General features: G+C 73.7%; 20 protein-coding genes. 13 read left to right on the top strand and 7 right to left on the bottom strand.

The window, feature by feature from the left end; genetic code table 11:
* Nucleotides 1-5 precede the first annotated feature (5 nt).
* From ACIQCH_RS19100 to ACIQCH_RS19085, 4 genes are all read right to left on the bottom strand, one after another.
* The gene (locus ACIQCH_RS19100; RefSeq protein WP_402582250.1) at nt 6-1568 is read right to left on the bottom strand and encodes an FAD-dependent monooxygenase; all 1563 of its coding nucleotides are present in this window, start codon (nt 1566-1568) and stop codon (nt 6-8) included.
* Nucleotides 1569-1859: 291 nt separating this feature from the next.
* Entirely contained in the window at nt 1860-2252 is a 393-nt protein-coding gene (locus ACIQCH_RS19095; protein ID WP_030209603.1) for a DUF6009 family protein, read from the bottom strand.
* Nucleotides 2249-3838, bottom strand: coding sequence for a phage/plasmid primase, P4 family (locus tag ACIQCH_RS19090; protein WP_402582401.1), 1590 nt, complete (start codon nt 3836-3838; stop codon nt 2249-2251). Before ACIQCH_RS19090 ends, ACIQCH_RS19095 begins: the two co-directional genes overlap by 4 nt.
* A gap of 509 nt (nt 3839-4347) precedes the next feature.
* Complete coding sequence (locus ACIQCH_RS19085) at nt 4348-5352, bottom strand: bifunctional DNA primase/polymerase (RefSeq protein ID WP_402582248.1); 1005 nt, start codon at nt 5350-5352, stop codon at nt 4348-4350.
* A gap of 1257 nt (nt 5353-6609) precedes the next feature.
* Between ACIQCH_RS19085 and ACIQCH_RS19080 the strand changes: the two genes are divergently transcribed.
* The 6 genes from ACIQCH_RS19080 to ACIQCH_RS19055 all read left to right on the top strand — a co-directional run bounded on the left by ACIQCH_RS19080 (nt 6610) and on the right by ACIQCH_RS19055 (nt 13486).
* Nucleotides 6610-7842 (top strand): ParA family protein, encoded by a 1233-nt coding sequence (locus ACIQCH_RS19080; protein ID WP_402582246.1) that lies wholly within the window; start codon nt 6610-6612, stop codon nt 7840-7842.
* Complete coding sequence (locus tag ACIQCH_RS19075) at nt 7839-8882, top strand: ParB/RepB/Spo0J family partition protein (RefSeq protein ID WP_402582245.1); 1044 nt, start codon at nt 7839-7841, stop codon at nt 8880-8882. Before ACIQCH_RS19080 ends, ACIQCH_RS19075 begins: the two co-directional genes overlap by 4 nt.
* A gap of 104 nt (nt 8883-8986) precedes the next feature.
* Nucleotides 8987-11281: a telomere-associated protein Tap gene (gene tap / locus ACIQCH_RS19070; protein ID WP_402582243.1), complete on the top strand. Its 2295-nt coding sequence runs from the start codon at nt 8987-8989 to the stop codon at nt 11279-11281.
* A gap of 11 nt (nt 11282-11292) precedes the next feature.
* Nucleotides 11293-11847 (top strand): telomere-protecting terminal protein Tpg, encoded by a 555-nt coding sequence (gene tpg, locus ACIQCH_RS19065; protein ID WP_402582241.1) that lies wholly within the window; start codon nt 11293-11295, stop codon nt 11845-11847.
* Between the two features lie 161 nt (nt 11848-12008).
* Nucleotides 12009-13235 carry an MFS transporter gene (locus ACIQCH_RS19060; RefSeq protein WP_402582239.1) on the top strand — a complete coding sequence of 409 codons (1227 nt, stop codon included), beginning with the start codon at nt 12009-12011 and terminating at the stop codon, nt 13233-13235.
* A 62-nt stretch (nt 13236-13297) separates the two neighbouring features.
* Nucleotides 13298-13486 (top strand): DUF6059 family protein, encoded by a 189-nt coding sequence (locus tag ACIQCH_RS19055; protein ID WP_402582237.1) that lies wholly within the window; start codon nt 13298-13300, stop codon nt 13484-13486.
* 69 nt (nt 13487-13555) lie between these two features.
* Here ACIQCH_RS19055 and ACIQCH_RS19050 read toward each other — a convergent pair whose 3' ends face one another.
* Nucleotides 13556-14365, bottom strand: coding sequence for an alpha/beta fold hydrolase (locus ACIQCH_RS19050; protein ID WP_402582235.1), 810 nt, complete (start codon nt 14363-14365; stop codon nt 13556-13558).
* A 134-nt stretch (nt 14366-14499) separates the two neighbouring features.
* Between ACIQCH_RS19050 and ACIQCH_RS19045 the strand changes: the two genes are divergently transcribed.
* Entirely contained in the window at nt 14500-15096 is a 597-nt protein-coding gene (locus ACIQCH_RS19045; RefSeq protein ID WP_402582233.1) for a TetR/AcrR family transcriptional regulator, read from the top strand.
* Between the two features lie 310 nt (nt 15097-15406).
* Entirely contained in the window at nt 15407-16591 is a 1185-nt protein-coding gene (locus tag ACIQCH_RS19040; RefSeq protein ID WP_402582232.1) for a calcium-binding protein, read from the top strand.
* Nucleotides 16592-16696: 105 nt separating this feature from the next.
* Here ACIQCH_RS19040 and ACIQCH_RS19035 read toward each other — a convergent pair whose 3' ends face one another.
* Nucleotides 16697-17140 (bottom strand): anthrone oxygenase family protein, encoded by a 444-nt coding sequence (locus ACIQCH_RS19035; RefSeq protein ID WP_402582230.1) that lies wholly within the window; start codon nt 17138-17140, stop codon nt 16697-16699.
* A gap of 98 nt (nt 17141-17238) precedes the next feature.
* On the opposite strand from ACIQCH_RS19035, the gene ACIQCH_RS19030 reads away from it, so the two are divergent.
* Entirely contained in the window at nt 17239-17814 is a 576-nt protein-coding gene (locus tag ACIQCH_RS19030; RefSeq protein WP_402582229.1) for a TetR/AcrR family transcriptional regulator, read from the top strand.
* Here ACIQCH_RS19030 and ACIQCH_RS19025 read toward each other — a convergent pair.
* A complete protein-coding gene (locus ACIQCH_RS19025; protein WP_402582227.1) occupies nt 17811-18479 on the bottom strand; it encodes a TetR/AcrR family transcriptional regulator C-terminal domain-containing protein in 669 nt (222 codons plus the stop codon). The two genes, ACIQCH_RS19030 and ACIQCH_RS19025, sit on opposite strands and share 4 nt — an antisense overlap.
* A 121-nt stretch (nt 18480-18600) precedes the next feature.
* On the opposite strand from ACIQCH_RS19025, the gene ACIQCH_RS19020 reads away from it, so the two are divergent.
* The 4 genes from ACIQCH_RS19020 to ACIQCH_RS19005 all read left to right on the top strand — a co-directional run bounded on the left by ACIQCH_RS19020 (nt 18601) and on the right by ACIQCH_RS19005 (nt 22514).
* Nucleotides 18601-19116, top strand: a complete 516-nt coding sequence (locus ACIQCH_RS19020; RefSeq protein ID WP_402582225.1) for a hypothetical protein — start codon at nt 18601-18603, stop codon at nt 19114-19116.
* Between the two features lie 339 nt (nt 19117-19455).
* Complete coding sequence (locus ACIQCH_RS19015; protein ID WP_402582223.1) at nt 19456-20715, top strand: serine hydrolase domain-containing protein; 1260 nt, start codon at nt 19456-19458, stop codon at nt 20713-20715.
* Between the two features lie 320 nt (nt 20716-21035).
* Complete coding sequence (locus ACIQCH_RS19010) at nt 21036-21554, top strand: toxin-antitoxin system HicB family antitoxin (protein ID WP_402582222.1); 519 nt, start codon at nt 21036-21038, stop codon at nt 21552-21554.
* Nucleotides 21555-21668: 114 nt separating this feature from the next.
* Nucleotides 21669-22514, top strand: coding sequence for a DUF4097 family beta strand repeat-containing protein (locus ACIQCH_RS19005; RefSeq protein WP_402582220.1), 846 nt, complete (start codon nt 21669-21671; stop codon nt 22512-22514).
* Nucleotides 22515-22562 lie beyond the last annotated feature (48 nt).

The following is a 22562-nucleotide window of genomic DNA, read 5'->3' as shown; positions in this document are numbered from 1 at the left end:
CCGGGCTACCGCCCGTCGGCCCCCCGCTCACCGAAGTACGCCGTCAGCGCCCCCACCAACGGGTCCGGCACCGGGCCGGCGCCCCGGGCCGCGCCGCCGCCGGCCCACGCCACGTACCCGTCCGGCCGCACCAGCACGGCCCCGTACGTCACCTCGGCCGGCGCCTCCGCGTGCACCACCCGTACCGTGCCGGCCCAGGGCCGCGCCTGCTCCTCGTGGTCCGTCCCGGACGCCGGACCCCCCGCGCCCGAGAACACCAGCAGCAGCGGCCGTCCCTGCGCCAGCAGCCCGATCAGGTCCGCCGGACCCGACCCGGTCCGCAGCACCACGTTCGGAAGAAACGTTCCTTCCAAAGCGGCCGACCCCGCGCCCCGCCGCCCGTACACCGTGTCCTGCGCACTGACCATGTCCGCCAGCGGCCCGCCCTCCCCCTGGGCGGCCACCACCGCGCCGAGCACCCGCGTCACCGCGTCCGCCTCCGGCGCCGGCCTCATCAGCCCCAGCTGGGCCCGCGTGTTGTCGACCACCCGCAGCGCCGCGGGCCGGCGTTCCCCGTCGTAGGAGTCCAACAGCCCCGGCCCCGCCTCACCGCGCACCGTCAGCGCGAGCTTCCAGCCCAGGTTGACGGCGTCGAGCACACCGGTGCTCAGGCCCTGTCCGCCGATCGGGAAGTGCACGTGCGCCGCGTCCCCCGCCAGCAGGAACCGCCCCGAGCGGAACGTCCGGACCACCCGCGTGAAGTCGCTGAACCGCGTGAGCCAGCGCGGCTCCGCCAACCGGACCTCGCGCCCGACGATCCGGGACACCGTGCCCTCGAACTCGTCCAGGGTCGGCTCCCGACGGCGGTCGGCGGACGGGCCGGTGAGGTCGAGGGCACGCAGGTGCACCGCGCCGCCCGCGGCGGGCTTGGCCACGATCCAGCCGCGCGGCGTACGGTGCCAGCCCGGCCGGACCGCTTCCGGATCGAGGACCCTGACCCGGCCCGCGAGCGCGGACACCGTCGCCGGGTACGCGTCGGACGCGATGCCCGCCGTCTCACGTACGAGGCTGCGCGCCCCGTCCGCGCCCACCACGTACCGCGCGGTGCAGCGGACCGGACCCTCCGGCCCGTCGGCCGTGACCACCACCGCGTCCGGCCCCTCGTCGAGACCCGTCACCCGGTGGCCGCGCAACACCCGCGCCCCGGCCTCCAGGGCCTGCCGCTCGAAGTGCCGCTCCAGGTCGGCCTGGGTGCACTTCAGGATCGGGACGGGCTCGGTCGCCGGCGCCGTCACCACGAGCCCCTGCACACCGGCGAAGTGGAACGGCGCCGCACCCGCAGGAACCGGTCCCGGATCCTGCGCAGCCCGTTCCTGAGCCGGAACCGACCCCTCGCCGCCCGCCCCCGGCAGGCGCCCCCGCCTCGCCAGGCACTGCACCGCCCTGGCGTGCAGGGTGGTCGCCTTGGGCCGCTCCGACACCGCGCCCTGCGCCTCGAGGACCACCGTGTCGACCCCGTAGGCGGCCAGCTCCGTCGCGATCAGCAGCCCCACGGGCCCCCCGCCGACCACCACCACTTCCGCGCGCATCGCGCCCCCTCCCCCACACCCCACCGCCCCCGGCGGTTCCCGCTCCCGACGGCCCCCGCCGCACCTCACAGCGCCCGGAGGCACCGCGGAGCCGAAAATATACCGGGTGCCCTGTTCTTTTTCAGGTGGGACGAAGGGACACCTCGCGGCCGGCCTTGTGCGCGGGCACGGGGGCGGGGGCACGGGGGCCGGACACGGGCATGACGAACGCCCGGTCCACCACGGGCCGACCGGGCTGGTCCCGCACCTCACCGAGGGGCCGGGACCGGCACTTCCACGGCAGAGGGGCCCCTAGGCGGGCAGCTGCCGGGCCACCGCGGACCGCAGCGGCCCGCCCTCGGAGCGCTCCGTCTTGCGCCCCTTGTGCCCGGGCGCCAGGGTCCGCGTGTCCACGGCCTCCGCCGGAGCTCCCGTGGAGTACAGTCCGTCCGGCTCGGTGTCCCGGTCGTGCGGCAGCAGCCAGAACACCCGCCGCCGGAAGGTCCCGGACGAGCGGGACGGCTTGGCGCCCGGCCCGAGCTGCGCGTACCCGACCATCCGGCCGTCGCGGTGGTACGCGGGTTTGCCCCGCCGGGTCGGCAGCCGGTCCAGGCTCTGCCGGACGTAGTCGAGCCGGCTGATGTCCTCGAGCCAGACGAGGGCGGTCTCGTGGATGATCTCGTCCTCGCCGATGAGGGCGCTCATGCTGTCTCCTCGTGCGCGAGCAGGCCGATGCCCGGGTAGTACTTGCGCTGGTTGGACAGGATCATCTCCTTGGGAGACTCCAGTCCCACCACCTCGCGGACACGTGCCGCGAAGGCCCGGGAGGAAATCGCCGGGGCGCCCTCATTCTGGCACCAGCTGCGGTAGGCCGCGTAGAGCTGGGCCTGCTCCGCCCGTAGATCCGGCTCGATCCGGCACGACTCCCCGAGGAAGCGGCCGGTGTGGTCCTCCGTCTCGGCGTACGCGGTCGTGGCGATCCGCACCCGCTCGGGCCCGCTGAGGTCCTTGTCGCCGCCCAGGTAGCGGCGCGCGCCCTCGATCAGCCAGTTCAGGATGCCCGGACCCTCCTCGGTGACGAGGATGTCCGCCAGGTTGTCGATCTTGCGGTCGTCGGAGACGACCCGCTCGAACGGGATCAGGCGCATGCGCCGCCAGAAGGCGAAGCCGCCGGTGCCCACCTCGGGCCGGTGGTTGCCGAGCAGCCAGAGCTTGTGCGTGGGCTCGAAGCTGAAGAAGTCCTGGCGCATCCGACGTGCCTTGATCCGGTCACCGCCCGTGAGCAGCTTGACCCGTGCCTCGTCGAAGCGGTCGCCCGGCTTGACCTCGGAGCACACGATGACCCGGCGGCCGTGCAGCTCGGCGAGGTCCGTCGGGTGGCCCTCGTACGGCCGGGCCATCAGGAAGCCCGGCGGTGCGGCGTCCGCGTAGTCGCCGAGCAGCTTGATCAGGACGTCCAGCAGCACGGACTTGCCGTTCTTGCCGGAACCGAACAGGAAGGGCATGACCTGCGCGCCGACGTCCCCGGTGACCGAGTAGCCGAGGAGCAGCTGCAGAAAACCGACCATCTCGGCGCCTTCGGGGTCGTCCCCGAAGGTGTCGGTCAGGAACCGGTTCCAGCGCGGGGTCGGCATCGGCTGCGGCGGGGCCGTGGTGGAGCGCGAGTGGAAGTCCTTGGTGGGCTCGGGGGGCCTGATCCGCCCGGTGCGGAGGTCGACGATCCCGGCCGGCGTGCACAGGGCGTACGGGTCGGCGTCCAGGCGCGCGGCGTTCAGCACCATGCCCGGGGCCGACTTGGCCTGGACGAGCATGGCGTTGATGCCGCTGGTGCTCAGCGCCCGGCGGCGGTGCTGCTGGAGGGACGCCGGCGTGTGGAGGCCGCGCGGGTCCTGGGTGGCGATGGACTCGGCCAGGTCGCCGGCGGCCCACAGGATGGTGTCGTCCTCGTCGATCTGCCAGCGCGTCGAGTCCCAGCGGTACCAGCCCAGGCCCGGCACGTGCCGGTAGTCGTTGGCGTAGAGCTTGACGAACAGCTTGGCGTTGCCGCGGTCGGTCAGCGTGTCGGGCAGGAGCCCGTCCGCCGTCACCTCCCCGGTCCCCCGAGGCCCTGTGTGCCCTTCTGCGGCCCTCGCGGGCCGTACCGCGACCGAAACCGCCCCGGAGCCCCCTGCGGTCCCCTGCGCGGGCACAGCGGCCGTCTGGGCCAGGATCTGGGCCGCCACGGCCTGCGGGTCGAAGTCGACGAGCGCCTCCTGAACGGCCCCGCCCCCTGCGGGGGCACCGTCCGACACCTCGTCCGGGAAGCCCACGGATGCCTCCTCGCCGCACGTCACGGTCGCTCCCTCCTCGAAGGACCGCGACGTCCCGTCGCCGAACGGCAGCATGCCCGCGGCCGGGCCGTCGCCGGGCAGCTCGTCCTCGTCGAGCGCCCCGGCGCCCAGCACGTCCCCGGCCCCGGACGGCCCGTCGCCGTAGGAGCCGTCGAGAGAGCCGCCGAGGGGCGCGTGCCCGGGCGTCCGACCGGCTCCGGGACGGGACCCGGGACCGAACTCGTGGTCGGAGGACCCGTCACCGGCCCCCTCCACGGAGGGATGGTCCATGGGCCCTTCGAAGGCGTCGTCGAAGGACTCGTCCAGGACGCCGTCCCCCAGCCGGTAGCCAGGGGTGCCCTGGGAGGTGCCCAGCGACCTCTCCGCGGGCCTCTCCGGCCGGTCCGGCGACCTGTCCAGGGCAGCACCGAAGAGCCGGTCGTACGAGTCGTCCAGCCGCGCCTCCGCGAGGCGCTTGTGGCGGTCCGTGGTCACGGGCGGCCCCCCGGGGTCAGCGGACGGTGGGAGCCCGCGCTCAGACCGCTGCGGATGATCGCGCCGCAGCGCCGTTCCTGCCCGGGTCTGGCGTGTTCCGCCGCGTCCCTCAGGGCGCGCTCCGCATCGGAGGGGTGCAGCAGCCCGGCGGCTACCAGCCCTCCGGCGGTGTAGGCGGCCCGGTTGAGCTTCTCGGAGAACGCCGCGCCCTCGGGCACGGCGGCGCAGGCCGCCACCTCGGCCAGCACGGCGCCCAGGACGCGGCCCGCCATGCCGCGCCCGCCGCCGCCCGCGGCCACGACGGCCTGCTGGGCCCGCGGCGGTACGGGGCGCGGCGCGGGAACGTGCGCGGGCGGGAGGTGCCCGGTGCGCTCCAGTTCCCTGGCCAGCCACGGGGGCAGGGGCGCCGGCTCCCTGACGGGGCCCACCGGCTCGTACGCCCCGGCGTCGGTCACGGTGCCCGGGGCGATGATGTAGCCGCCGTGGGCCCGTACGTCGACCTGCCAGGCGAGCGCACGCGTGGAGCCGGACGAACCCGCCGAACACTGCCAGCGGTGACCGGGATTCGCCCGGTACCAGACGTGCAGGCCGTTGGAGGGCGTGCGGACCCGCAGCGTGGTGGTGTCCTCCGCCGGGGACGTCTCGCCCCGCAGCGCGGCCAGCACGCCGAGCGTGTGGAAGCCGTTGGCCAGGCCCTGCAGGTCGACGCTGTCGGCCACGGGGATGCCCGGCAGCAGGCGGTCCCGGCTGGGCAGCGGCTGCTCGTGGGCGTCGATGTCGATCACGACGAGGCCGGCCGGCCCGCAGGAGATCCCGACCCCGAGCCCGGGGTGGGCGCCCCACCACTGCTCGATGCGGGCGAAGTCCAGGGTGGCCGCGTGGAACCCGTGGCACCAGCGACCGGCCCGCAGGCAGGCGCAGTCCTTGGAGGTGTGCCCGGGAGCCCGGCAGGCCTCGCAGTTCCCGGCGGGCGTCTTGCGGCCCGGCGAGAGCGGGTGCACGGGCCAGCCCTTGCTGGCGCACCACCGAGCCGTGGCCAGAGCCTGCCCAGGAGTGCGGCCGACCGGGCGAGCCTGGTCACGGCAAGACCCGGAACCTGAGATTCCACTCGGGGGGTGCGCTGAGTCGCTGCGCGAATCCCGCAGCTCAGAAGCCATGCCCATCCCCCGTCAGCGACCCAAGCGACTCAACGACGGACATACCTTAGCGAAGGTCATCTGAGGAAGAGAGCATCTGCAGCCACCAGAGACACAAGGGTCACTCAGCGACTCAGCGACTGAAGACACCCGCGCCCAGCGACTGAAGCACCTTCAGTCGCTCCCACAGTAGCTGTAAAAAACAGCAGGTCAGACCGGTTTTCGTAACCCAAACAGCGACTGAAGCGACTCAGCGACTGAATATATGACGCACACAGGCGCACGCGCACACACGTGCGTTGCACTCCATATACCCGGACCTTGAGTCGCTTCAGTCGCTATTTGCCCGCCACACCCCGTCTGACCTGGGCTTTCTTCGAGCGACTCACAGCGACTGAACCAAGCTTCAGTCGCTCCTCTTCAGTCGCTGAGCCCCTTCCCGGCCCCCAGGACCGCCCGAACGGCGCCTCTGACCTGCAGCGACCGAAGCCCCTTCGGTCGCTGGCAGCGACTCAAGCGACTCCGCAGCGCGTGTCGAGCCCGCCCCGAGCGGTTGTACGAAAACCCGCAACTTCGGTCGCTTCGGTCGCTGCTTCCGACCCGTCGCAGGTCAGAGCTCTGTCGAGGCCGTCCCCTTCAGTCGCTCCGGGTCCTGCCGGCGTCCCTGACCGTCCCCCGTCCGGGCTCCGGAATCAAACACAAGTACGACCGAGACGGCATCCGCCCCCCGGGATCGGGCTCCCGTGCGAAGAACAGACGTGCGTCTTCTCGTATCTATGTACGCCGTACTGAGGTGCGACGTACTCAGGTGCGTCGAACGATGTCCGAGTACAGAGAACGAATGGCCGAAAAACGACCGGTCGCCGCCTCGCGGGAGAGCGGTGCGGCGGCCGGGCCCCCTCGGGAAACGGATCCTCTGCGGCGGCCCGGGCCGAGGCGGGCCGGCCCACTGACGGATGCCCCGCCCGGCGGCTGACGCGTCCTCACCCGCCCCTCGGACCAGGCGTTAACGCCACCTGGGCCTCTCAAACCACCCGAAAACGCCATGCTCCTCAAGCGTTTTGTTAGCAAGATGGCGTGTCACGTCCCTCAACTGCCCCGGACGTTAGTAAAGTCCCTTCCATGACTTCGCCCGCCTCCCCGAGCGACCGTGACAAGGTCGTCTCGAAGCTGCCCCCCTGGCTCCGTCAGGAGTTGAAGATCCGTACCGCCCAACTCCGCATCGACATCCAGGATGCGGTCCACCAGGGCATCGCGGACTGGAGTGCCCTCGCCTCCGCCCCCTCCCCCGTCGACACCTCCGGCGCGGAGTCCTTCTCCACCTGGCTGCCCGCCGGTCAGTGGGAGGCGTTCCGGGCCGATGCCAGGGACCGCGGAGTCTCGCTCATCCAAGGCCTCGCCCAGTCCGTCAGGCTGTGGCTCGAGAAGAACCCGGCGCCCACCGTCCAGCGGCCGTCCGTGGTCCGCCGCATCGTCGTGTGCAACCAGAAGGGCGGCGTCGGCAAGACCGCCATCACCGCCGGTACCGGAGAGGCCCTGGCCGAGGACTCCAACTCGCTGTACCCGGTCCGCATCGCCCGCCAGCTGGCCCGGCTCGCCGACGACGACCCGGCGCTGGACCGCGAGGACCTCCCGGGCCTGGGCCTGCGGGTCCTGCTGGTCGACTTCGACCCCCAGGGCCACCTCACGAAGCAGCTGGGCCAGCAGCCCATGCCCATCGGCGGCGACAGCCTCACCTGCCACATGGCGGGCGAGGGCAAGGGCCCGCTCCAGGACATCGTCGTGCCGGTCCCCGACGGGCGCTTCGGCGACCGCCTCCACCTCCTGCCGTCCTGCACGGACGCCTTCCTCCTGGACGTGCGGCTCTCCACCGTCCGGGCCCGGGAAGCCGCCCTGGAACGGGCCCTCTCCCCGCTGGAGTCGGAGTACGACGTCATCCTCGTCGACTGCCCGCCGAGCCTGGGCCTGAGCATGGACGCGGCCATCTACTACGGCCGCCGCCGCCCGGGCGAGGAGCCCGGCGCCTCCGGCGCCCTGATCGTGGTCCAGGCCGAGGACTCCTCCGCCGACGCCTACGACCTGCTCACCTCGCAGATCAACGACCTGCGCGACGACCTCGCCCTCGACATCGACTACCTCGGGCTCGTGGTCAACCTCTACGACGGCCGCCGCGGCTACATCGCGACGTCATCCCTCCAGGCCTGGATGGACATAAAGGATCCGCGGGTCGTGGCGATCGTCCCCGACCTCAAGGAACAGCGGGAAGCGGTCCGCCTCAAGCAACCCCTCTTCGTGTACGCACCCAAGGGAGACCAGGCCGTCGTCCTGCGCGCTCTCGCCCGGGAGATCTCATGAGCAAGGCAGACAAGCTCGGCGTCTCGGCCTCCTTCGCCCGCGCGCAGCCCGTGACCGTCAGCTCCCGCCGCGCGGCCATCGCCGAGGCGACCGGAGCGCCGACCTCGGGGGTCATCCCGCCTTCCGAGGTCCCCATCGAGGCCCTCACCCACAACCCCTTCAACCTCCGCGAAGAACTCACGGAGCTCGATGAGCTGGCCGAGTCGCTGCGGGTACGGGGCCAGCTGCAGCCCCTCGCGGTCGCCACGCGCATGGCCTTCATGGAGGCCCACCCGGGCCAGATCGACGGGCTGGGCCGTGCCCCGTTCGTGGTCATCGACGGCAACCGCCGCCTCGCCGCCGCCCGCCTCGCCGGGCTGACGACGATGCACATCCACGTCAACGACGCCCTGTCGGCGAGCGCCGCCGACATCCTCGAATCCGCACTGATCGCCAACATCCACCGGGCCGACGTCGCCCCGATGGACCAGGCCCGGGCCCTCCAGGAGCTCGTGGACGTCCACGGCTCGCAGGCCAAGGTGGCCAAGCGCCTGGGCAAGACCCCGGCGTGGGTCTCCCAGAGGCTCGCCCTGCTCAACCTGACCCCGACCCTTCAGGAGAAGGTCGAGACGGGTGAGCTGAAGGTGGAGCCGGCCCGACGCATCGGACGGCTTCCGCAGGAGGCCCAGGAGGCGGCGGCCCAGGAGAGCGCCCACACTCCCCCGCGCCAGCGCAGCCGCCCCGCCCCGGACCTCCGGGTGGGATCCGCACCCGACGATGTCCGGCCCGACGGCGCCGCGGACACCGAGCCTCCTGCAGGTGGGTACGCCCGGCCGGCCGACCGCCCGGCGCCCGTTACGCCCTCCGGCCCGACCGAGGAGCCGTCCGCGAGGCCGGCCGGTCAGCCCGTTCGGGCGGACGGTGTCGACGGGGTGCCCGGCGCGTCCACCCTCACGCTGCCCGCCGGCTCTCCGGAAGAGCTCGCCGCCGCCCTCGCACGGGAGCTCTCCCCGGCGGACCTCGCGGCCCTGACGGAACACCTCGTCGCCCGACTGCCCTGAGTGGCCCCGAACGCCTCACGCACAGGGGGACCGTTAACGCCGTTAACGGTCCCCCAGTGCGTTTCACGTGCGATCCAAGGTGCGACCGGGGCTAGGGTGAAGGCGTGCAGCACGAACAGGGCAGGCTCTTCGCAGCCGTCGACGCCCTTCTCCAGCAGGCAGCGGCCAAGGACGCCCTCCCCCACCCGGACGAGCGCAGACGCCTGCGCGAGGCCGCGGGCCTCAGCCAGGAGCAGATCGCCAAGGCCCTTTCCGTACGCCGGGAGACGGTCACTTCCTGGGAGGCCGGTCGCACCGAGCCCCGGCCCCCCAAGCGGGCGGCGTACGTCCGCCTCCTCGACGGCCTCTCCGAGCTCCACCCGATCGGGCCCCTCGACCCTGCCGATCCCGCCGTCGGCGTTAACGCCGTTAACGCCCAGCCCCCGGCCCCCGCCCCCGACGCCGCCCCGGCCCCCGATACGGACCCCGCTCCGGAGCCGCCGCCCGCGGCCGACCCGCCGACCGTTAACGGCGTTAACGCCGAGGCCCCCCGGGCCGTCCCCGAGCCGACACCCGCTGACGCCGTCGACGCCCCGGCACCCCCCGTCTCCGCCGCGGGCACTGTTAACGCCGTTAATGCCCGGCCCACCGCGGCTGCCCGGCCCGCCCGCGCGAGCGCCCGCACCCCCTCCCCCGCCCTCCGAACCGTTAACGCCGTTAACGCCGCCCCCGCCCCCCTGGTCGTCCTGGACGCCACCGCGACCGCCCACGCCCCCGGCGGCCTGCTCCTCGACTGCCCGGCCAAGGACCTTCCGTCCCTCCTCACCTGGGCCCTGGGCGCGGGCCTCGGCACCCCCCGCCTCCACCCCAACGGCAAGGACGCCGACCCGCTCCTCGTCCTGACGGCCCCCGCCGCCGAGCGCTTCGGCCTGCCCCTCGAGCTCGAGGACCGCCGAGCCCTGCGCCTGCCCGACGCCCACCCCGTGGTGAAGGGGCTGACCAAGGCGGGCTGGAAGCTCACCCGGCGCGGCTTCGGCCCCTGGGCCCGCGTCTACCGCCCCCCGACCCCCGTGGCCCCCGCCGAGGGCGACGACCGCCGGAGCGGGACCCGCCGCGCCTGCGTCCAACTGGCGGTCCTGCCCTGGGGCGCCCTCGACACCCGCTCCTGGGGAGACACGGACACCTTCCCCGCCCCCGAGATCGCCCGGGTCCTCGGCACGTACGCCTCCCGGGTCCTCGTACCCCGAGGCTCCACCGCCGTCTGCGGCCTGGAGCTCATGACCGCCCTGCGCCCGCCCACCCGGGCGCTGCGCCAGGACCGGCCCGACGGCACCGTCACCTGGGTCTCCGCCCCCGTCTCCGGCACCCTCACCGCCGCGGTGGACCCGGCCCTGCCCGAGGCGCCCGACGAGCACCCGGTCGTCGCCTCCCGCTATCCGCGGGCCCATCGGCGCACCCCTGACGAGGTGCTCGACGAGGAGGCGTACGACTGGATCCGCGATCCCGAGCTGCTCACCGACGAGGAGTGCGCCCGTACCCACGCCGTCGGCATCGACGTCAACATGGCCTTCGCCGCCGCGGCCAACCGCCTCACCGTCGGCCTCGGCCCGGCCACCCACGTCAGCTCGCCCCGCTTCCACCCGAAGCAGCCCGGCAGCTGGCTCGTCGACCTCTCCGGCATCGAGCTCGACCCCCGTCTGCCCAGCCCGTTCACACCTTCCGGGCAACGCCCCGCAGGCCCCGCCTGGTACGCCACCCCGACCGTCGCGTACGCCGTCGAGCTCGGCCACGAAGTACGGCCCCAGGAGGCCTACCTCCGCGACGAGCCGACGGCCTACCTCGACCCCTGGTACGCCCGGCTGCGCGACGCCTACCTGGCCACGATGGCGGATCTGGGCGTGACCGCGGACCTCTCCGAGGCCGAGCTGCTCGACGCGATGACGGTCCACAAGACCCGCGACCCCGCCCTCGCCAACGTGCTGGCCGCGGTCAAGGCGACCGTCAAGGGCGGCATCGGCAAGCTCCGCGAGCGCCCCCAGGGCATCGGCTACCGCCCCGGCGAGCCCTGGCCCGCCCTCGAACGCCCCACCTGGCGCCCCGACATCCGGGCCGCCGTCATCGCCACGGCCCGCGTCAACATGCACCGCAAGATGCTCCGGCTCGCCACTGCGGGCCTCCATCCCGTCGCCGTCCTGTCGGACTGCGCGGTGTACCTCTCCGACGGCCCGAGCCCGCTGGACTTCCTGCCCCGCACCCCGGAGGGCAAGCCGCTCCCCGGCGGTTTCCGCCTCGGCGTCAGCCCCGGCATGGTGAAGCACGAGGGGACCCAGCCGCTGCTGTGGGCCGTGGGCATGCTCGACGAGGGCCACAACCCCGCCCGCCACATCAAGGGCCACGACGCGGCCGCGTACGGGGAGTAGGGGATTAGGACATGGCAGACATCAGCGATGGCCTGACCCGAGCCGACGAACAGCACCTCACCCGCCCGATCCCCAAGTCGGCCGGCGCACAGATGCGTTTCCTCGTGAAGCGGCTCAAGACGACGCGCGCCGTGGCCGCCCTGCTCGGCATCTCCCAACGCACCGTCGAGCGCTACGTCGCCGACCAGATCCGGCGGCCGAAGCCGGCCCTGGCGGCCCGTCTGGAGACCGAGGTGCGCCGCCGCTGGCAGCCCCTGGTCCGCAAGCGCGCCCGGGACCGGGCAGCGACCCGGACCGGCCTCGTCATCGAGACCAGGGCCCGCTTCGGGTTCACAGCCGCCCCCGGCACCTCGGACGACGGCCGCATGCGCCGCATCACCCAGCACCTTCCCCCCGAGTACGCCGGTCGGCTCTTCGCCGCCCAGGAGGCCGGGGCCGCGGAGGCCACGCTGCAGGGCATCGCCGCGGAAGGCCTGCAGGAGCTGTACTTCAAGGACCAGGGCACCCGGGCGCCGGGCCTGCTGGTCGAGTTCACGGACATCGACTACGTCGAGTTCGACTTCTGAGTGGCGGCCGGGGCGGGACCGGGGGAGTGTCGAGAGGCGTGAGCCCCTCGACGCCACCCCGGCCACCACCTCGTCTCGACCGGTCTTCCAGCCGATCTCCGGTCGTCTTGGAGACGGTCGGTCCTGTCCCGTCCTCGGAACCCACACCACGGAGCCCGGCCGTGTTCAGCTCCCTGTCCGTCCGCAACTTCAGGCTCTTCGTCATGGGCCAGCTGGTGTCCGTGATGTGCACGTGGATCATGATCGTCGCCCAGGACTGGCTCGTCCTGTCCCTCACCGGCGACTCCGGCACGGCCCTCGGGCTCGTCACCGTCGCGCAGTTCACCCCGACGCTCCTGCTCACCCTCTACGGGGGCCGGCTCGCCGACCGCTACGACAAGCGCCGGCTGTTGGTCATGGCCAACCTCGCCGCCGGGGCCGTGTCACTGCTGCTCGCGCTGGCCGTCCTCTCCGGCCGGGCCGGCCTGGGCGTCATCCTCGTCGCGGCGGCCGCCCTAGGCGCCGTCGCCGCGGTGGAAATGCCCACCCGCATGTCGTTCGTCGCCGAGCTCGTGGGCTCCGACCTGATGCCCAACGCCTCGGCGCTGAGCGCCGCGTACTTCAATGCCGCGCGGATCATCGGCCCTGCCATAGCGGGTCTGCTGATCAGCGGCACGGGCTCCGTCGGCACCGTGATGCTCCTCAACGCCTTCAGCTACCTGGCCACCGTGGTCGGCCTGCTGATGATGCGTCCGGAGGAACTGCACCGCTCGCCGGTCTCCCACCAGGACGCCCGGATCACCGACGCCCTGCGGCACGTCACCAGCCGGCCGGACCTGGTCATGCCACTGGCCCTGGCGGCGGTCGTGGGCCTGTTCGGCTTCAACTTCCCCCTCACCCTGCCCCTGATGGCCAAGACCGTGTTCCACACCGGGGCCGCGAGCTTCGGCCTGCTGACCACTGCCGTGGCCATCGGGTCCCTGTTCAGCGCCATCTCGAGCACCGCCCGCCGCGGGCGTCCGCGCGCCGCCCTCGTCACCGGATCCGCCCTCGCCTTCGGCGTCTTCGAGACGGCCGCCGGCCTCGCGCCGTCCTTCCCGGCCGCCGTCGTCCTGCTCGCCGCCACCGGCTTCGCCTCGGTGTCCTTCGCCCAGACCGCCAACCACCGCATCCAGCTGGGCAGCGACCCGGCCTTCCGCGGCCGGGTCATGGCCCTGTACACCCTGATCCTCCAGGGCACCACCCCGTTGGGCGCGCTGCTCATCGGGCAGCTGTGCGAGCACTTCGGCGCCCGCTCCGGCCTGTACGCGGGAGGCCTGGTCACGCTGTTGGCCGCCGTGGTCGCGCTGTGGGCGCAGCGCCGCACGCGCAAGGAGACCTCGAGCAGGTCTCCGCAGTACGTCGAGTGAGCCGAGTGAGGATCGCGAGGTCCCGAACCGCGATCCCGGCCACCCGAGGGAGAACCCCGCCCATGATTCCGATCCGACCGCTGCGGGCCGTCTACCGGACCCTGGCCGCCGCGGGCGCCATGTGGGTGTGGACCCCGCCGGTGGAACCGTGCGGGCCGGCGCCCGGGCACCCCGAACGCCTGCGCCCCGACGTCCCCTTCGACGAGACCGAACTCGCCCTCTTCCGCCAACTCACGGCCCTGCGCGACTGACCCGGCCACGGCGGCCGCCCGTCGTGCCGAGGCCGCCCGCCGCGCCGCGCCGGCGCTGCTCGACCGGTGTCACAGCCCGGCCAGGAACCCCCGGACCTCGGCGCCGAAGGCCTCCGCCGCGCCGAGGTGGACCAGGTGGTCGCCCGCCAGCTCCACCGCCGCGGTGCCGGGCCGCCGCTCGACCATGCCGCGCACCTGCTCGGCCGGGATCACGCCGCTCGTGCCGTGCACCAGCAGGGCGGGGCAGGAGGTGGCGGTCCAGTCGGCCCAGTGGTCGCCGTGCACGTTCTCCTCGGAGTCGTACATGTCCCGCGGGTGGAAGGGCAGCCGCCAGCCGCCGTCGGGGGTCCGGCGCAGCCGGTCGGCGAAGAACGGGGCCGCCGGGCCCAGCTTCTCCACCAGTGCCTCGCGGGTGGCCGCCCCGTACGCCAGCCCGAGGAGGAAGGCGAGGGGGTGCGACCCGTCCAGGCCGAGCTCGACCGGTCCCTCGACGTTCACCAGCGCGCGGATCCGCTCGGGGCGGCGGGCGGCGTACTGGTAGGCGTTGACGGCCCCCAGCGAGTGCCCGACCAGCACCACGTCGGCCAGGCCCAGGTGGTCGAGCAGGGCCTCCAGGTCGGCGAGGTAGCCCTCGCGGGTGTAGTCGGCCGCACGCTCCGACTCGCCCTGCCCCCGCTGGTCCGGGGCGATGACCCGCCACTCGGGGCCCAGCGCCGCCGCGAGTCCGGCGAACGTGGCGCCCTCCGACAGGTGCCCGTGGAGCGCGACCAACGGGCGGCCGGTGCCGCCGAAGTCGACGTACGACAGCCGGCGTCCGGCGAGGGACAGCTCGGCGCGGGTGGCGGTACCGGTCGTGGGCGCGGTGCTCTGCTCGGTCATTTCGTTTCCCCCGTCTGCTTGGTGTGCCACCAGCGTAGACACGACTTGGGCATACGCGCAATACAGTTGTATAGATCTCATGTCTCAGGCGAGCGCCTGATGCGGTCGCCCGAGGCCGGACTAGCATCCGGACCATGGGAAATCGCGAAGACCTGCTCGCCGGCGCCCGCCGCTGTCTGGAGGACAAGGGCTGGGCCCGCACCACCGTCCGGGACATCTCCACCGCCTCGGGCGGGGTCAGCATGGCCGCCATCGGCTACCACTTCGGGTCCCGCGAGGCACTGCTGAACGCGGCGCTCATCGAGGCCATCGACGAATGGGCCACGCACACCGGCCGCACCCTGGCCGCCTTCGGAGCGGACGGCGCCACGTCCGCCGAGCGGTACGCGGCCCTGTGGGACGCGCTGATCGAGTCCTTCGGCACCCGGCGCGCCCTGTGGCTGGCCTCGCTCGAGGCGCTCGTCCAGGCCGAGCACTCCGACGAACTGCGCCGCTACCTCGCCGGGGGCCAGGACGGCGGCCGGCGCGGTGTGGCGGCCGTCCTCACCGGCGCCGAGGAACGGGCGGTCGACGACACGACGGCCCGCACGCTCGGCACCGTCCAGATGGCTCTGATGACGGGCCTCATGACGCAGTGCCTGACCGACCCCGACCGGGCCCCCACGGGCGCCGAGGTCGTCGCCGGCCTCCGCGCCCTCGCCCGCGTCGTCGACCCGGAAGGGGCGCCCTAGGGTCCGCAGCGGGGCACCGGTCGCCTTCCGGGCGCTCGAGCACCGCGTGCTCCCCGAACCGCCCGTCACGGCGGCGGGGTTCCGCCCCGGCGGATGCGCCGTCGGCCAGGTCGTACCGGTGGGGGAGTCGGGCCGTGGGAGGGCCCCGGGGCGGGCGGGCACGCCACGCCGACGCCCCCCTTGCGGCGGCCCGTGCGTACGCCGAACCGGGGGAGAGCCGGTCCGACCGGCCCAGCCGCGGCATGCACCGGACCGGCGACGGGGCAACCTCCCCGGACCCACCTCCTCCGACGCACCGTCAAGGACCCCCATGCCCCGCACCCTCACGGCCGGACTCCTCACCGCGGCGCTGCTCGGCGCCGCCCTGCCGACGGCCGCCGCGGCCGCACCCCCCACCTGTTTCGGCCTGCCGGCGACCCTCACCGGCACGGGCACCCTCACGGGCACCCCCGGCGACGACGTCATCGTGGGTTCCGCCGCGGCCGACACCATCGACGGCCGCGGGGGACGGGACCGCATCTGCGGCCTGGACGGCGACGACGTGTTGATCGGCGGTGCCGGCGACGACCACCTCGACGGCGGCGCGGGCGACGACGCCCTCCGCGGCGACCTCGCCGTCGAGGCCGGCCCCGCCCGCGGTGGCGGCCACGACGAACTGCGCGGCGGCACGGGCGACGACGACCTGATCGGCGATTCGCTGACCGGCAGCGGCGACGCCGAAGGCGGCGGCAACGACCTCGTCGACGGCGGTCCCGGCGCCGACTACCTCGTCGGGGACTCCCAGAGCGACTCCGGCGGCACCGCCCGCGGCGGCGGCCACGACCGCATCTACGGCGGTGCCGGCGACGACGAGCACATCACAGGGGACAGCGTCGCCTTCGGCGGCGACGCGGTGGGCGGCGGCGACGACCTCATCGACGGCGGAGCCGGGGACGACGGCCTCCTCGGCGACTCGGCCTCCCCCTTCCAGGGGTCCGCCACCGGCGCGGGCGACGACGTCCTGCGCGGCGGCAGCGGCGCCGGGGACAACCTCATCGGCGACAGCGAGGGCATCACCGGGGCCTCCGGTGCCGGAGGCGACGACCTGCTGGACATGGGGCCCGACGGCGGCGTGTTCGCGCTCGGCGACCACAACATCGGCGACCCGGACGCGGGCGGCCGGGCCCGGGGCGCGGGCAACGACCGCATCGTCGGCGGGGCCGCCGGGGAGATCCTCGTGGGCGACAGCTCGGTCGCCGACGCCTCGGTCACCTCGGCCGGCCATGACGTCATCGATGCCGGGGGCGGCGCCGACGCCGTCTTCGGCGACAACGCCAACTTCGACGGAGACGCCCCCGTGGGCACCGCCGGCGGCAACGACGTCGTCCGCGGCCAGGCCGGCCCCGACACCCTCTACGGCGGCCCCGGCACCGACTTCCTCGACGGCGGGACGGACACCGACACCTGCGACGCCGGGCCGGGCACCGCGGACACCGTCTTCAACTGCGAGGCGTAGGAGCGGTCCCACGACTGCTCCGGACCCGCCGGGTCGGCCCGCGGTGCCCCGCACGCGGGCCGACCCGACCGATCCGTACGCCCCGAACGGCCGCCGGCCCCCGCCTCACACCAGCCCGACCACCAGCAGGACGAACGCCCCGACGATCACGGCCACCCGGACGAAGTGGAGGCGGTCCCAGCGACCCAGCTGCTCCCGCCAGTCCGCCGGCACGTCCCCCTCGCTCCACCGCGCCGCACGGGAGTTGATCGGCACCAGCAGCAGGACCGACATCACCACGCTCAGCACGAGCAGCCCCGTGGCCGCGATCACCAGGCCCGACCCGCCGCCGCCCCACGCAGCGGCCGCCCACGCGCCGCCCAGCACCATCGACCCGATGTACCAGAACGGCATGACCCTGCCGAGCAGCCGTGCCCCGTCGCTGCGGGCGGCGAGGCTGTGCTCCGCGGGGAGCCGGCTCAGGATCGGGTTCACGAACGCCGCGACCGCGAACTCCACGCCCACCAGCATCCCGACCACGACCACGGTGACCACACTCAGAACACCCATGACAACGCCCCTCCAAGGACATTTTCTAGCAACGCTAGGTCTTGTATCGACACTAGACCTACCTGTGCTCTGATGTCTAGCGGTGCTAGCATGAAGGCATGTCAGTCCAGGAGCGCAAGGAACGCGAGCGGGCCCACCGCCATCAGCTGATCATCACCACGGCCCGCGAACTCGCGGAGGCCGACGGCTGGGACGCCGTCACCACCCGCAGATTGGCCGAGCGCATCGAGTACAGCCAGCCCGTCCTCTACAGCCACTTCCGCGGCAAGCAGGAGATCGTCGCCGCCGTGGCCCTGGAGGGCTTCGCGGAACTCGCCACGGCCATCCGCCGCGCCGTCGCCGACACCCCGCCCGGCCCCCCGGCGGCCGCCGCGCTCGCCCGGACCTACGTCGACTTCGCCGGGCGCAACCCGGCCCTCTACGACGCCATGTTCCTGATGGACACCGGCCTGCCCTTCGCCGACGCGGCCACCCCCGCCCCCCTGCGCGAGGCCTTCGCCGCCCTCCTCGACACCCTCGCCCCGGCCGCGGGCGACGCCGACCCCGCGCTCTTCGTCGAGGTCGTGTGGTCCTCCCTCCACGGCCTGGCCGCCCTCACCCGCTCCGGCCGCCTCCCCGCCCCGGACGCCCCCCGCCGCCTCGACCTCCTCCTGTCCCGCCTCGTGACGGGCTAGTCCGTCAGCTCCCCCTCCAGCCCGTTGAGCAGGATCCGAAGGCCCTGCTCGAAGGTCTCCTCGGGTGCCGCGTTGTACTCCGCCGCCGCCGTGCCGAGCCTCGCCCGCAGCCGGGGGTACCCCTCCGCCACCTCGGCGGCCCTGGCCAGCGTGTCCTTGACGAGCTCCGCGGGATCGCCCTCCCGGGCCAGCCGCCGGGTCAGCGAGGCCGAGGCCGACGCGCCCAGCACGTTGCCGAGGACGAACGTGAATACCGCGGCCGCCGCCCGGTCCGCCGGTGCCCCCGTGAAGCCGGCCCGCTCGTACACGGCCAGGGTGTGGTCGTCGTGCCGCGCCTTGCCCGGTCCGTAGAAGAGGTACGAGCCGAACGCCTGCACCAGCCACGGGTGTCGCACCAGCATCGCGTACAGCCCCTGCGCCATCGCCTCGGCCGCCGCGCGCCAGTCGACCACGTCCAGGTCCGGCAGCGAGACCTCGTCCCACACCGCGTCCCCGGCCAGGAGGACCAGCTCGTCCTTGTTCTTCACGTGCCAGTAGACGGCCGTCGCCACGGTGCCGAGCCGCTTGCCCAGGCTGCGCATGTTGAGGCCTTCCAGGCCCTCCTCGTCGAGCAGCTCCACGGCCGTGCGGACGATCTGTTCCTTGGTGAGTCTCTCGCGTGCCATGGCGTCACGATAGGCGCCGAACCTCGCCCTGCACAAAGTTCAAGAAAGGTCTTGCACTTAGTTCAGGAGCGCACCTACCCTCCTCTTGTACTTAGTTCAAGTCGCCGGAGAGAGGCCCGCCATGAACACCACCCTGATCGCCGTGCTCCAGTTCCTCGTCGCCGCCGCTTTCCTGAGCATCCCCCTGGTCCGCAGCCGCTACGGCGCCACCGCCACCGCCCGCGCCGAGGCCGAACTCGACCGCCAGGGGGTCCGCAGGACCGTGCTCGCCGAGAACGGCATGCGCTTCGACGCCGGCGGCCACGAGACCTGGGCCCCCGTCACCATCGCCACCGCGGCAGCCGCTTCGGGCGTCCTCACCCTCGCCGGCGTCTCCTGGGCCGGCACCGCCGCCTGGATCGTCGGAGCGGTCATCCTGGCCGTCAACGTCGTGATCCTCTACAGCAATCTGACCGCCGCGCAGTCCGTCCGGTCCGCCTTCGCCCGCAAGAACGACCCCGCCCTCGCCCGCATCGACGTCCCCGCCCTCCTCAAGGCCGCCGAGTCCGGCTTCCCCGCCTGGGTCTGGATCCTCCAGAAGGCCCGCCACGTCGTGGTGTTCGCCGGCGCGCTCGCCGCCCTGACCCTCGCCTTCTGACCACCGCCCCGGCCCGGCAGCGTGGACACCGCCCCGAACCACCCGCCGCAGCCCCCGCCCGCCCACCCTCGCCGCCCCCCTGACCGTCGACGCGGTGGCCCCCCGGGCCGCCCCCCGACGCCGCCGGCATGCGCGCCTTCGCGTACGCGGCCGGTCCCACCCCGCCCGAACGCCTCGCCGGCCCCGCCACCACCGTCTTCCCACGACATGCGTGCCCTCGACGCCCTCCTCACCACCCCGTAGCCCCCCGACCAGGGCCGCGGTCCTGACGGGTGATGTTCACGCGGGTCGGTCCGCGGTGGGGCCGACGCGGCGCCACGGCCGCCCGATACTCCGGCCATGAGCCCCACCCGCAGGACCTCACGACCGCGCCGTGCCACCGCGACGGCCCGCACCGCCCTCGCCGCGCTGACCACGGCCACCGCGCTCCTCGCCCTCAGCGCCCCGGTCACGGCCGCCGGCGCCCCGGCGGGCGACGGCGACCACCGCCGGCACTGTGCCGACTCGCGGCGGCCCGCCCGCGGCCGGGCCGCCGAGGTCCTGCGGATCGCCGAGCAGGCCCGGCAGGAGATGGACCTGAAGTCCGTGGTCCTGCGGGTCACCGAGAACGGCCGCGAGCTGATCACCACCGCGCTCGGCGAGTCCATGACGGGCGTTCCCGCCGAGCCCGACATGCACTTCCGCAACGGCAACATCGCCATCAGCTACATGGGCACCGCCCTCCTGCGCCTGGTCGACCAGGGCAGGGCCGACCTCGACGCCCCGATCTCCCGCTGGCTGCCCGGCATCCCCCACACCGAGGGGGTCACCCTGCGCATGCTGGCCAACTCCTCCACCGGCCTGCGTGACTACGTCACCACCCCGAGCTTCCAGCAGGCCGTCGGCGCCAACCCGTTCCGCCAGTGGACGGCCGACGAGCTGGTCGCCATCTCGACCGGCCAGGAGCCCTGGTACGACCCGGGCACCAACTGGAACTACTCGCACGCCAACTTCGTCCTCCTCGGCGCCGCGCTGGAGAAGATCACCGGTACCCGCCTGGACCTCCTCCTGCAGCGCGAGATCCTGCGCCCGCTCGGCCTGCACCAGACCGCGAACAGCTTCACGCCCGACATCCCGAGGCCCGTCCTGCACGCCTTCACCGACGACCGCGGCACCTACGAGGAGTCCACCTTCTGGAACCCCTCGTGGACCACCGCCCCCGGGGCCGTGGAGACCACCGACATCTGCGACCTGGCCCGTTCGGCGGTCGGCATCGGCTCGGGCGAGCTGCTCTCGCCGGCCTCGTACCGGGAACTCCTGGACCCGGGGACGGTGGGCCTGGGCCACGCCACCAAGAAGTGCCCCGCCGCGATCTGCCTCGCGCAGACCGAGGCCACCCACTACGGCATGGGCGTGGTCGTCCTGGGCGACTGGATCTCCCAGCACCCGCTGTTCTTCGGCTACTCCGCCTCCATGGCCTACCTCCCGTCCCGACACCTCGCCATCGCCGTCTCCACCACCCAGGGCCCGGACGCCCCCGACGGCCACACCGCCCACACCATCGCCCAGCGCATCGCCGCCGCCCTGACCCCCGACCACCCGATCCCCGACTTCGGCTGACCCGCACGGTGCCGGCGGGGCTGGCGGAGCCGGCGCCGCGACCGGCACCCACCGGCGCCGCATGGCGCCGGCCGCCCACGGTTGGTGCCATGCGGCGCCGAGTGGCACCGCATGGCACCGAATGGCGCCATGTGGCATCACCTGGCATCACGTGGCGCCATTCCCGCGCCTTCCGAGGGGGCGGCGCACCCCCGTGACCGCATCAATGCACCCATCCGTCCCTTCGTTTCCGCAGGTCAAGACCCTTCTTGGCGCCGCTCGCTCCCGCGTGACACCGCAAGGGCTTGCGCATGGCGCCATTGTGGTGCCATCATGACGCCATGGACCTGACCCCGTATGTCGACACCCTGCGCCGCGAACTCGCGGTGGCCGCCGAAGCCGGCGGGGAGGACGCCCGCGAGCTGGCCGAGAGGCTCACCGCTCCTCTGGAGTCGGCGACCCGGCTGACCCTGCTCAACGTGCTCTCCGCCGCGATGGACGAGATCACCCGCGAACTCGCCCCCGGCTCGGTCGACGTACGACTGCGCGGTCTCGACCCCGACTTCGTGGTGACGCTGCCGCCCGACGAGGGCGGCGCCCCCGCGCAGCCGGCCGCGCCCGCCGAACCGTTCAGGGCCGCCCTCCCGACCGAGGCCGACGAGGGCGGCACCGCCCGCGTCAACCTGCGGCTGCCGGCGCACCTCAAGACCCGCGCCGAGGAGGCGGCGGCCCGCGAGGGCCTGTCGGTCAACGCGTGGCTCGTGCGGGCCGTCTCCGCCGCGGTCGACGAGGGCGGCAGGCCGCGCACGACGAACAGGACCCAGACCGTCGGTCAGAGCATCACCGGCTGGGTGCGCTAGCGGACACCCGCACCGCCACCCCGCCCCGCGCACTCGCCCACCCGCTCTACTCGCCCACCCACACCACGTCCCACCAGCAGGGACGTCGCCACGACCCAAGAGGACGGGACAGCCATGCCTTCTTTCGACACGCCCGCACCGATCTCGGTCACCGCCCACGTGGAGGCCGGCTCCATCCGCTTCACCGCGGGCGACCGCACCGACACCGTCGTCGAGGTGCAGCCGCGCGACCCGAAGAAGGACCGGGACGTACGGACGGCGGACCGGACCGAGGTCGCCTACGCCGGCGGCGTCCTGACCGTACGGACGCCCAAGGAGCGCAACTCGCTCCGCCGCCCCGGCACCGTCGACGTGACGGTCGAACTGCCCGCCGGCTCACGCGTCGACATGACCGGTGCCTGGGCCCAGGTGCTCGGCGAGGGCCTGCTCGGCGAGGTCACCGTGAAGACCTCGTCCGGCGACGTCCGCCTCGACGAGACCGGGCCGCTGAAGCTGACCGCCTCGCACGGCTCGATCACCCTGGACCGCGTCGAGGGCCCGGCCGAGATCACCACCAGCTCCGGCAGCCTGCGCGTCGGCCTGCTCGACGGCCCCGCCGTGCTGAAGAACTCGCACGGCACCACGACCGTCGGGGCCGCGACCGGCGAGCTCCGGGTGAGCGGCGCGCACGGCGACATCGAGATCCGGCGCGCCGAGGACTCGGTCACCGCCACCACCGCCCACGGCACCGTGCGCGTCGGTGAGGTGGCCCGCGGCAGCGTCCAGTTGGAGACCTCCTACGGCGCCATCGAGGTCGGCATCCGCCAGGGGACGGCCGCCTGGCTCGACGTCCGCTCGGGCTCCGGGCAGGTGCGCAACATGCTCACGGCCGCCGAGACGCCGGGGGAGACGGAGGACACCGTCAAGATCCACGCCCGCACCCGGCACGGCAACATCGACCTCCTGCGCGCCAAGGCCTGACCGCCCGTTCCGGCCCCCACGCTCCACCGGCCCCCACGCGCCACGGGG

Source organism: Streptomyces sp. NPDC093225 (assembly GCF_044753805.1).
GTDB lineage: Bacteria > Actinomycetota > Actinomycetes > Streptomycetales > Streptomycetaceae > Streptomyces.
The sequence above is the reverse complement of the archived record's forward strand: the minus strand, read 5'-3'. Positions and strand labels throughout refer to the sequence as shown.

What these genes read in the sequence shown, in the direction of transcription:
- ACIQCH_RS19100 (WP_402582250.1), bottom strand. Translation starts at nt 1,568, where the DNA reads ATGCGCGCGGAAGTGGTGGTGGTCGGCGGGGGGCCCGTGGGGCTGCTG.
- ACIQCH_RS19095 (WP_030209603.1), bottom strand. Translation starts at nt 2,252, where the DNA reads ATGAGCGCCCTCATCGGCGAGGACGAGATCATCCACGAGACCGCCCTC.
- ACIQCH_RS19080 (WP_402582246.1), top strand. Translation starts at nt 6,610, where the DNA reads ATGACTTCGCCCGCCTCCCCGAGCGACCGTGACAAGGTCGTCTCGAAG.
- ACIQCH_RS19075 (WP_402582245.1), top strand. Translation starts at nt 7,839, where the DNA reads ATGAGCAAGGCAGACAAGCTCGGCGTCTCGGCCTCCTTCGCCCGCGCG.
- tpg (WP_402582241.1), top strand. Translation starts at nt 11,293, where the DNA reads ATGGCAGACATCAGCGATGGCCTGACCCGAGCCGACGAACAGCACCTC.
- ACIQCH_RS19055 (WP_402582237.1), top strand. Translation starts at nt 13,298, where the DNA reads ATGATTCCGATCCGACCGCTGCGGGCCGTCTACCGGACCCTGGCCGCC.
- ACIQCH_RS19050 (WP_402582235.1), bottom strand. Translation starts at nt 14,365, where the DNA reads ATGACCGAGCAGAGCACCGCGCCCACGACCGGTACCGCCACCCGCGCC.
- ACIQCH_RS19045 (WP_402582233.1), top strand. Translation starts at nt 14,500, where the DNA reads ATGGGAAATCGCGAAGACCTGCTCGCCGGCGCCCGCCGCTGTCTGGAG.
- ACIQCH_RS19040 (WP_402582232.1), top strand. Translation starts at nt 15,407, where the DNA reads ATGCCCCGCACCCTCACGGCCGGACTCCTCACCGCGGCGCTGCTCGGC.
- ACIQCH_RS19035 (WP_402582230.1), bottom strand. Translation starts at nt 17,140, where the DNA reads ATGGGTGTTCTGAGTGTGGTCACCGTGGTCGTGGTCGGGATGCTGGTG.
- ACIQCH_RS19030 (WP_402582229.1), top strand. Translation starts at nt 17,239, where the DNA reads ATGTCAGTCCAGGAGCGCAAGGAACGCGAGCGGGCCCACCGCCATCAG.
- ACIQCH_RS19025 (WP_402582227.1), bottom strand. Translation starts at nt 18,479, where the DNA reads ATGGCACGCGAGAGACTCACCAAGGAACAGATCGTCCGCACGGCCGTG.
- ACIQCH_RS19020 (WP_402582225.1), top strand. Translation starts at nt 18,601, where the DNA reads ATGAACACCACCCTGATCGCCGTGCTCCAGTTCCTCGTCGCCGCCGCT.
- ACIQCH_RS19015 (WP_402582223.1), top strand. Translation starts at nt 19,456, where the DNA reads ATGAGCCCCACCCGCAGGACCTCACGACCGCGCCGTGCCACCGCGACG.
- ACIQCH_RS19010 (WP_402582222.1), top strand. Translation starts at nt 21,036, where the DNA reads ATGGACCTGACCCCGTATGTCGACACCCTGCGCCGCGAACTCGCGGTG.
- ACIQCH_RS19005 (WP_402582220.1), top strand. Translation starts at nt 21,669, where the DNA reads ATGCCTTCTTTCGACACGCCCGCACCGATCTCGGTCACCGCCCACGTG.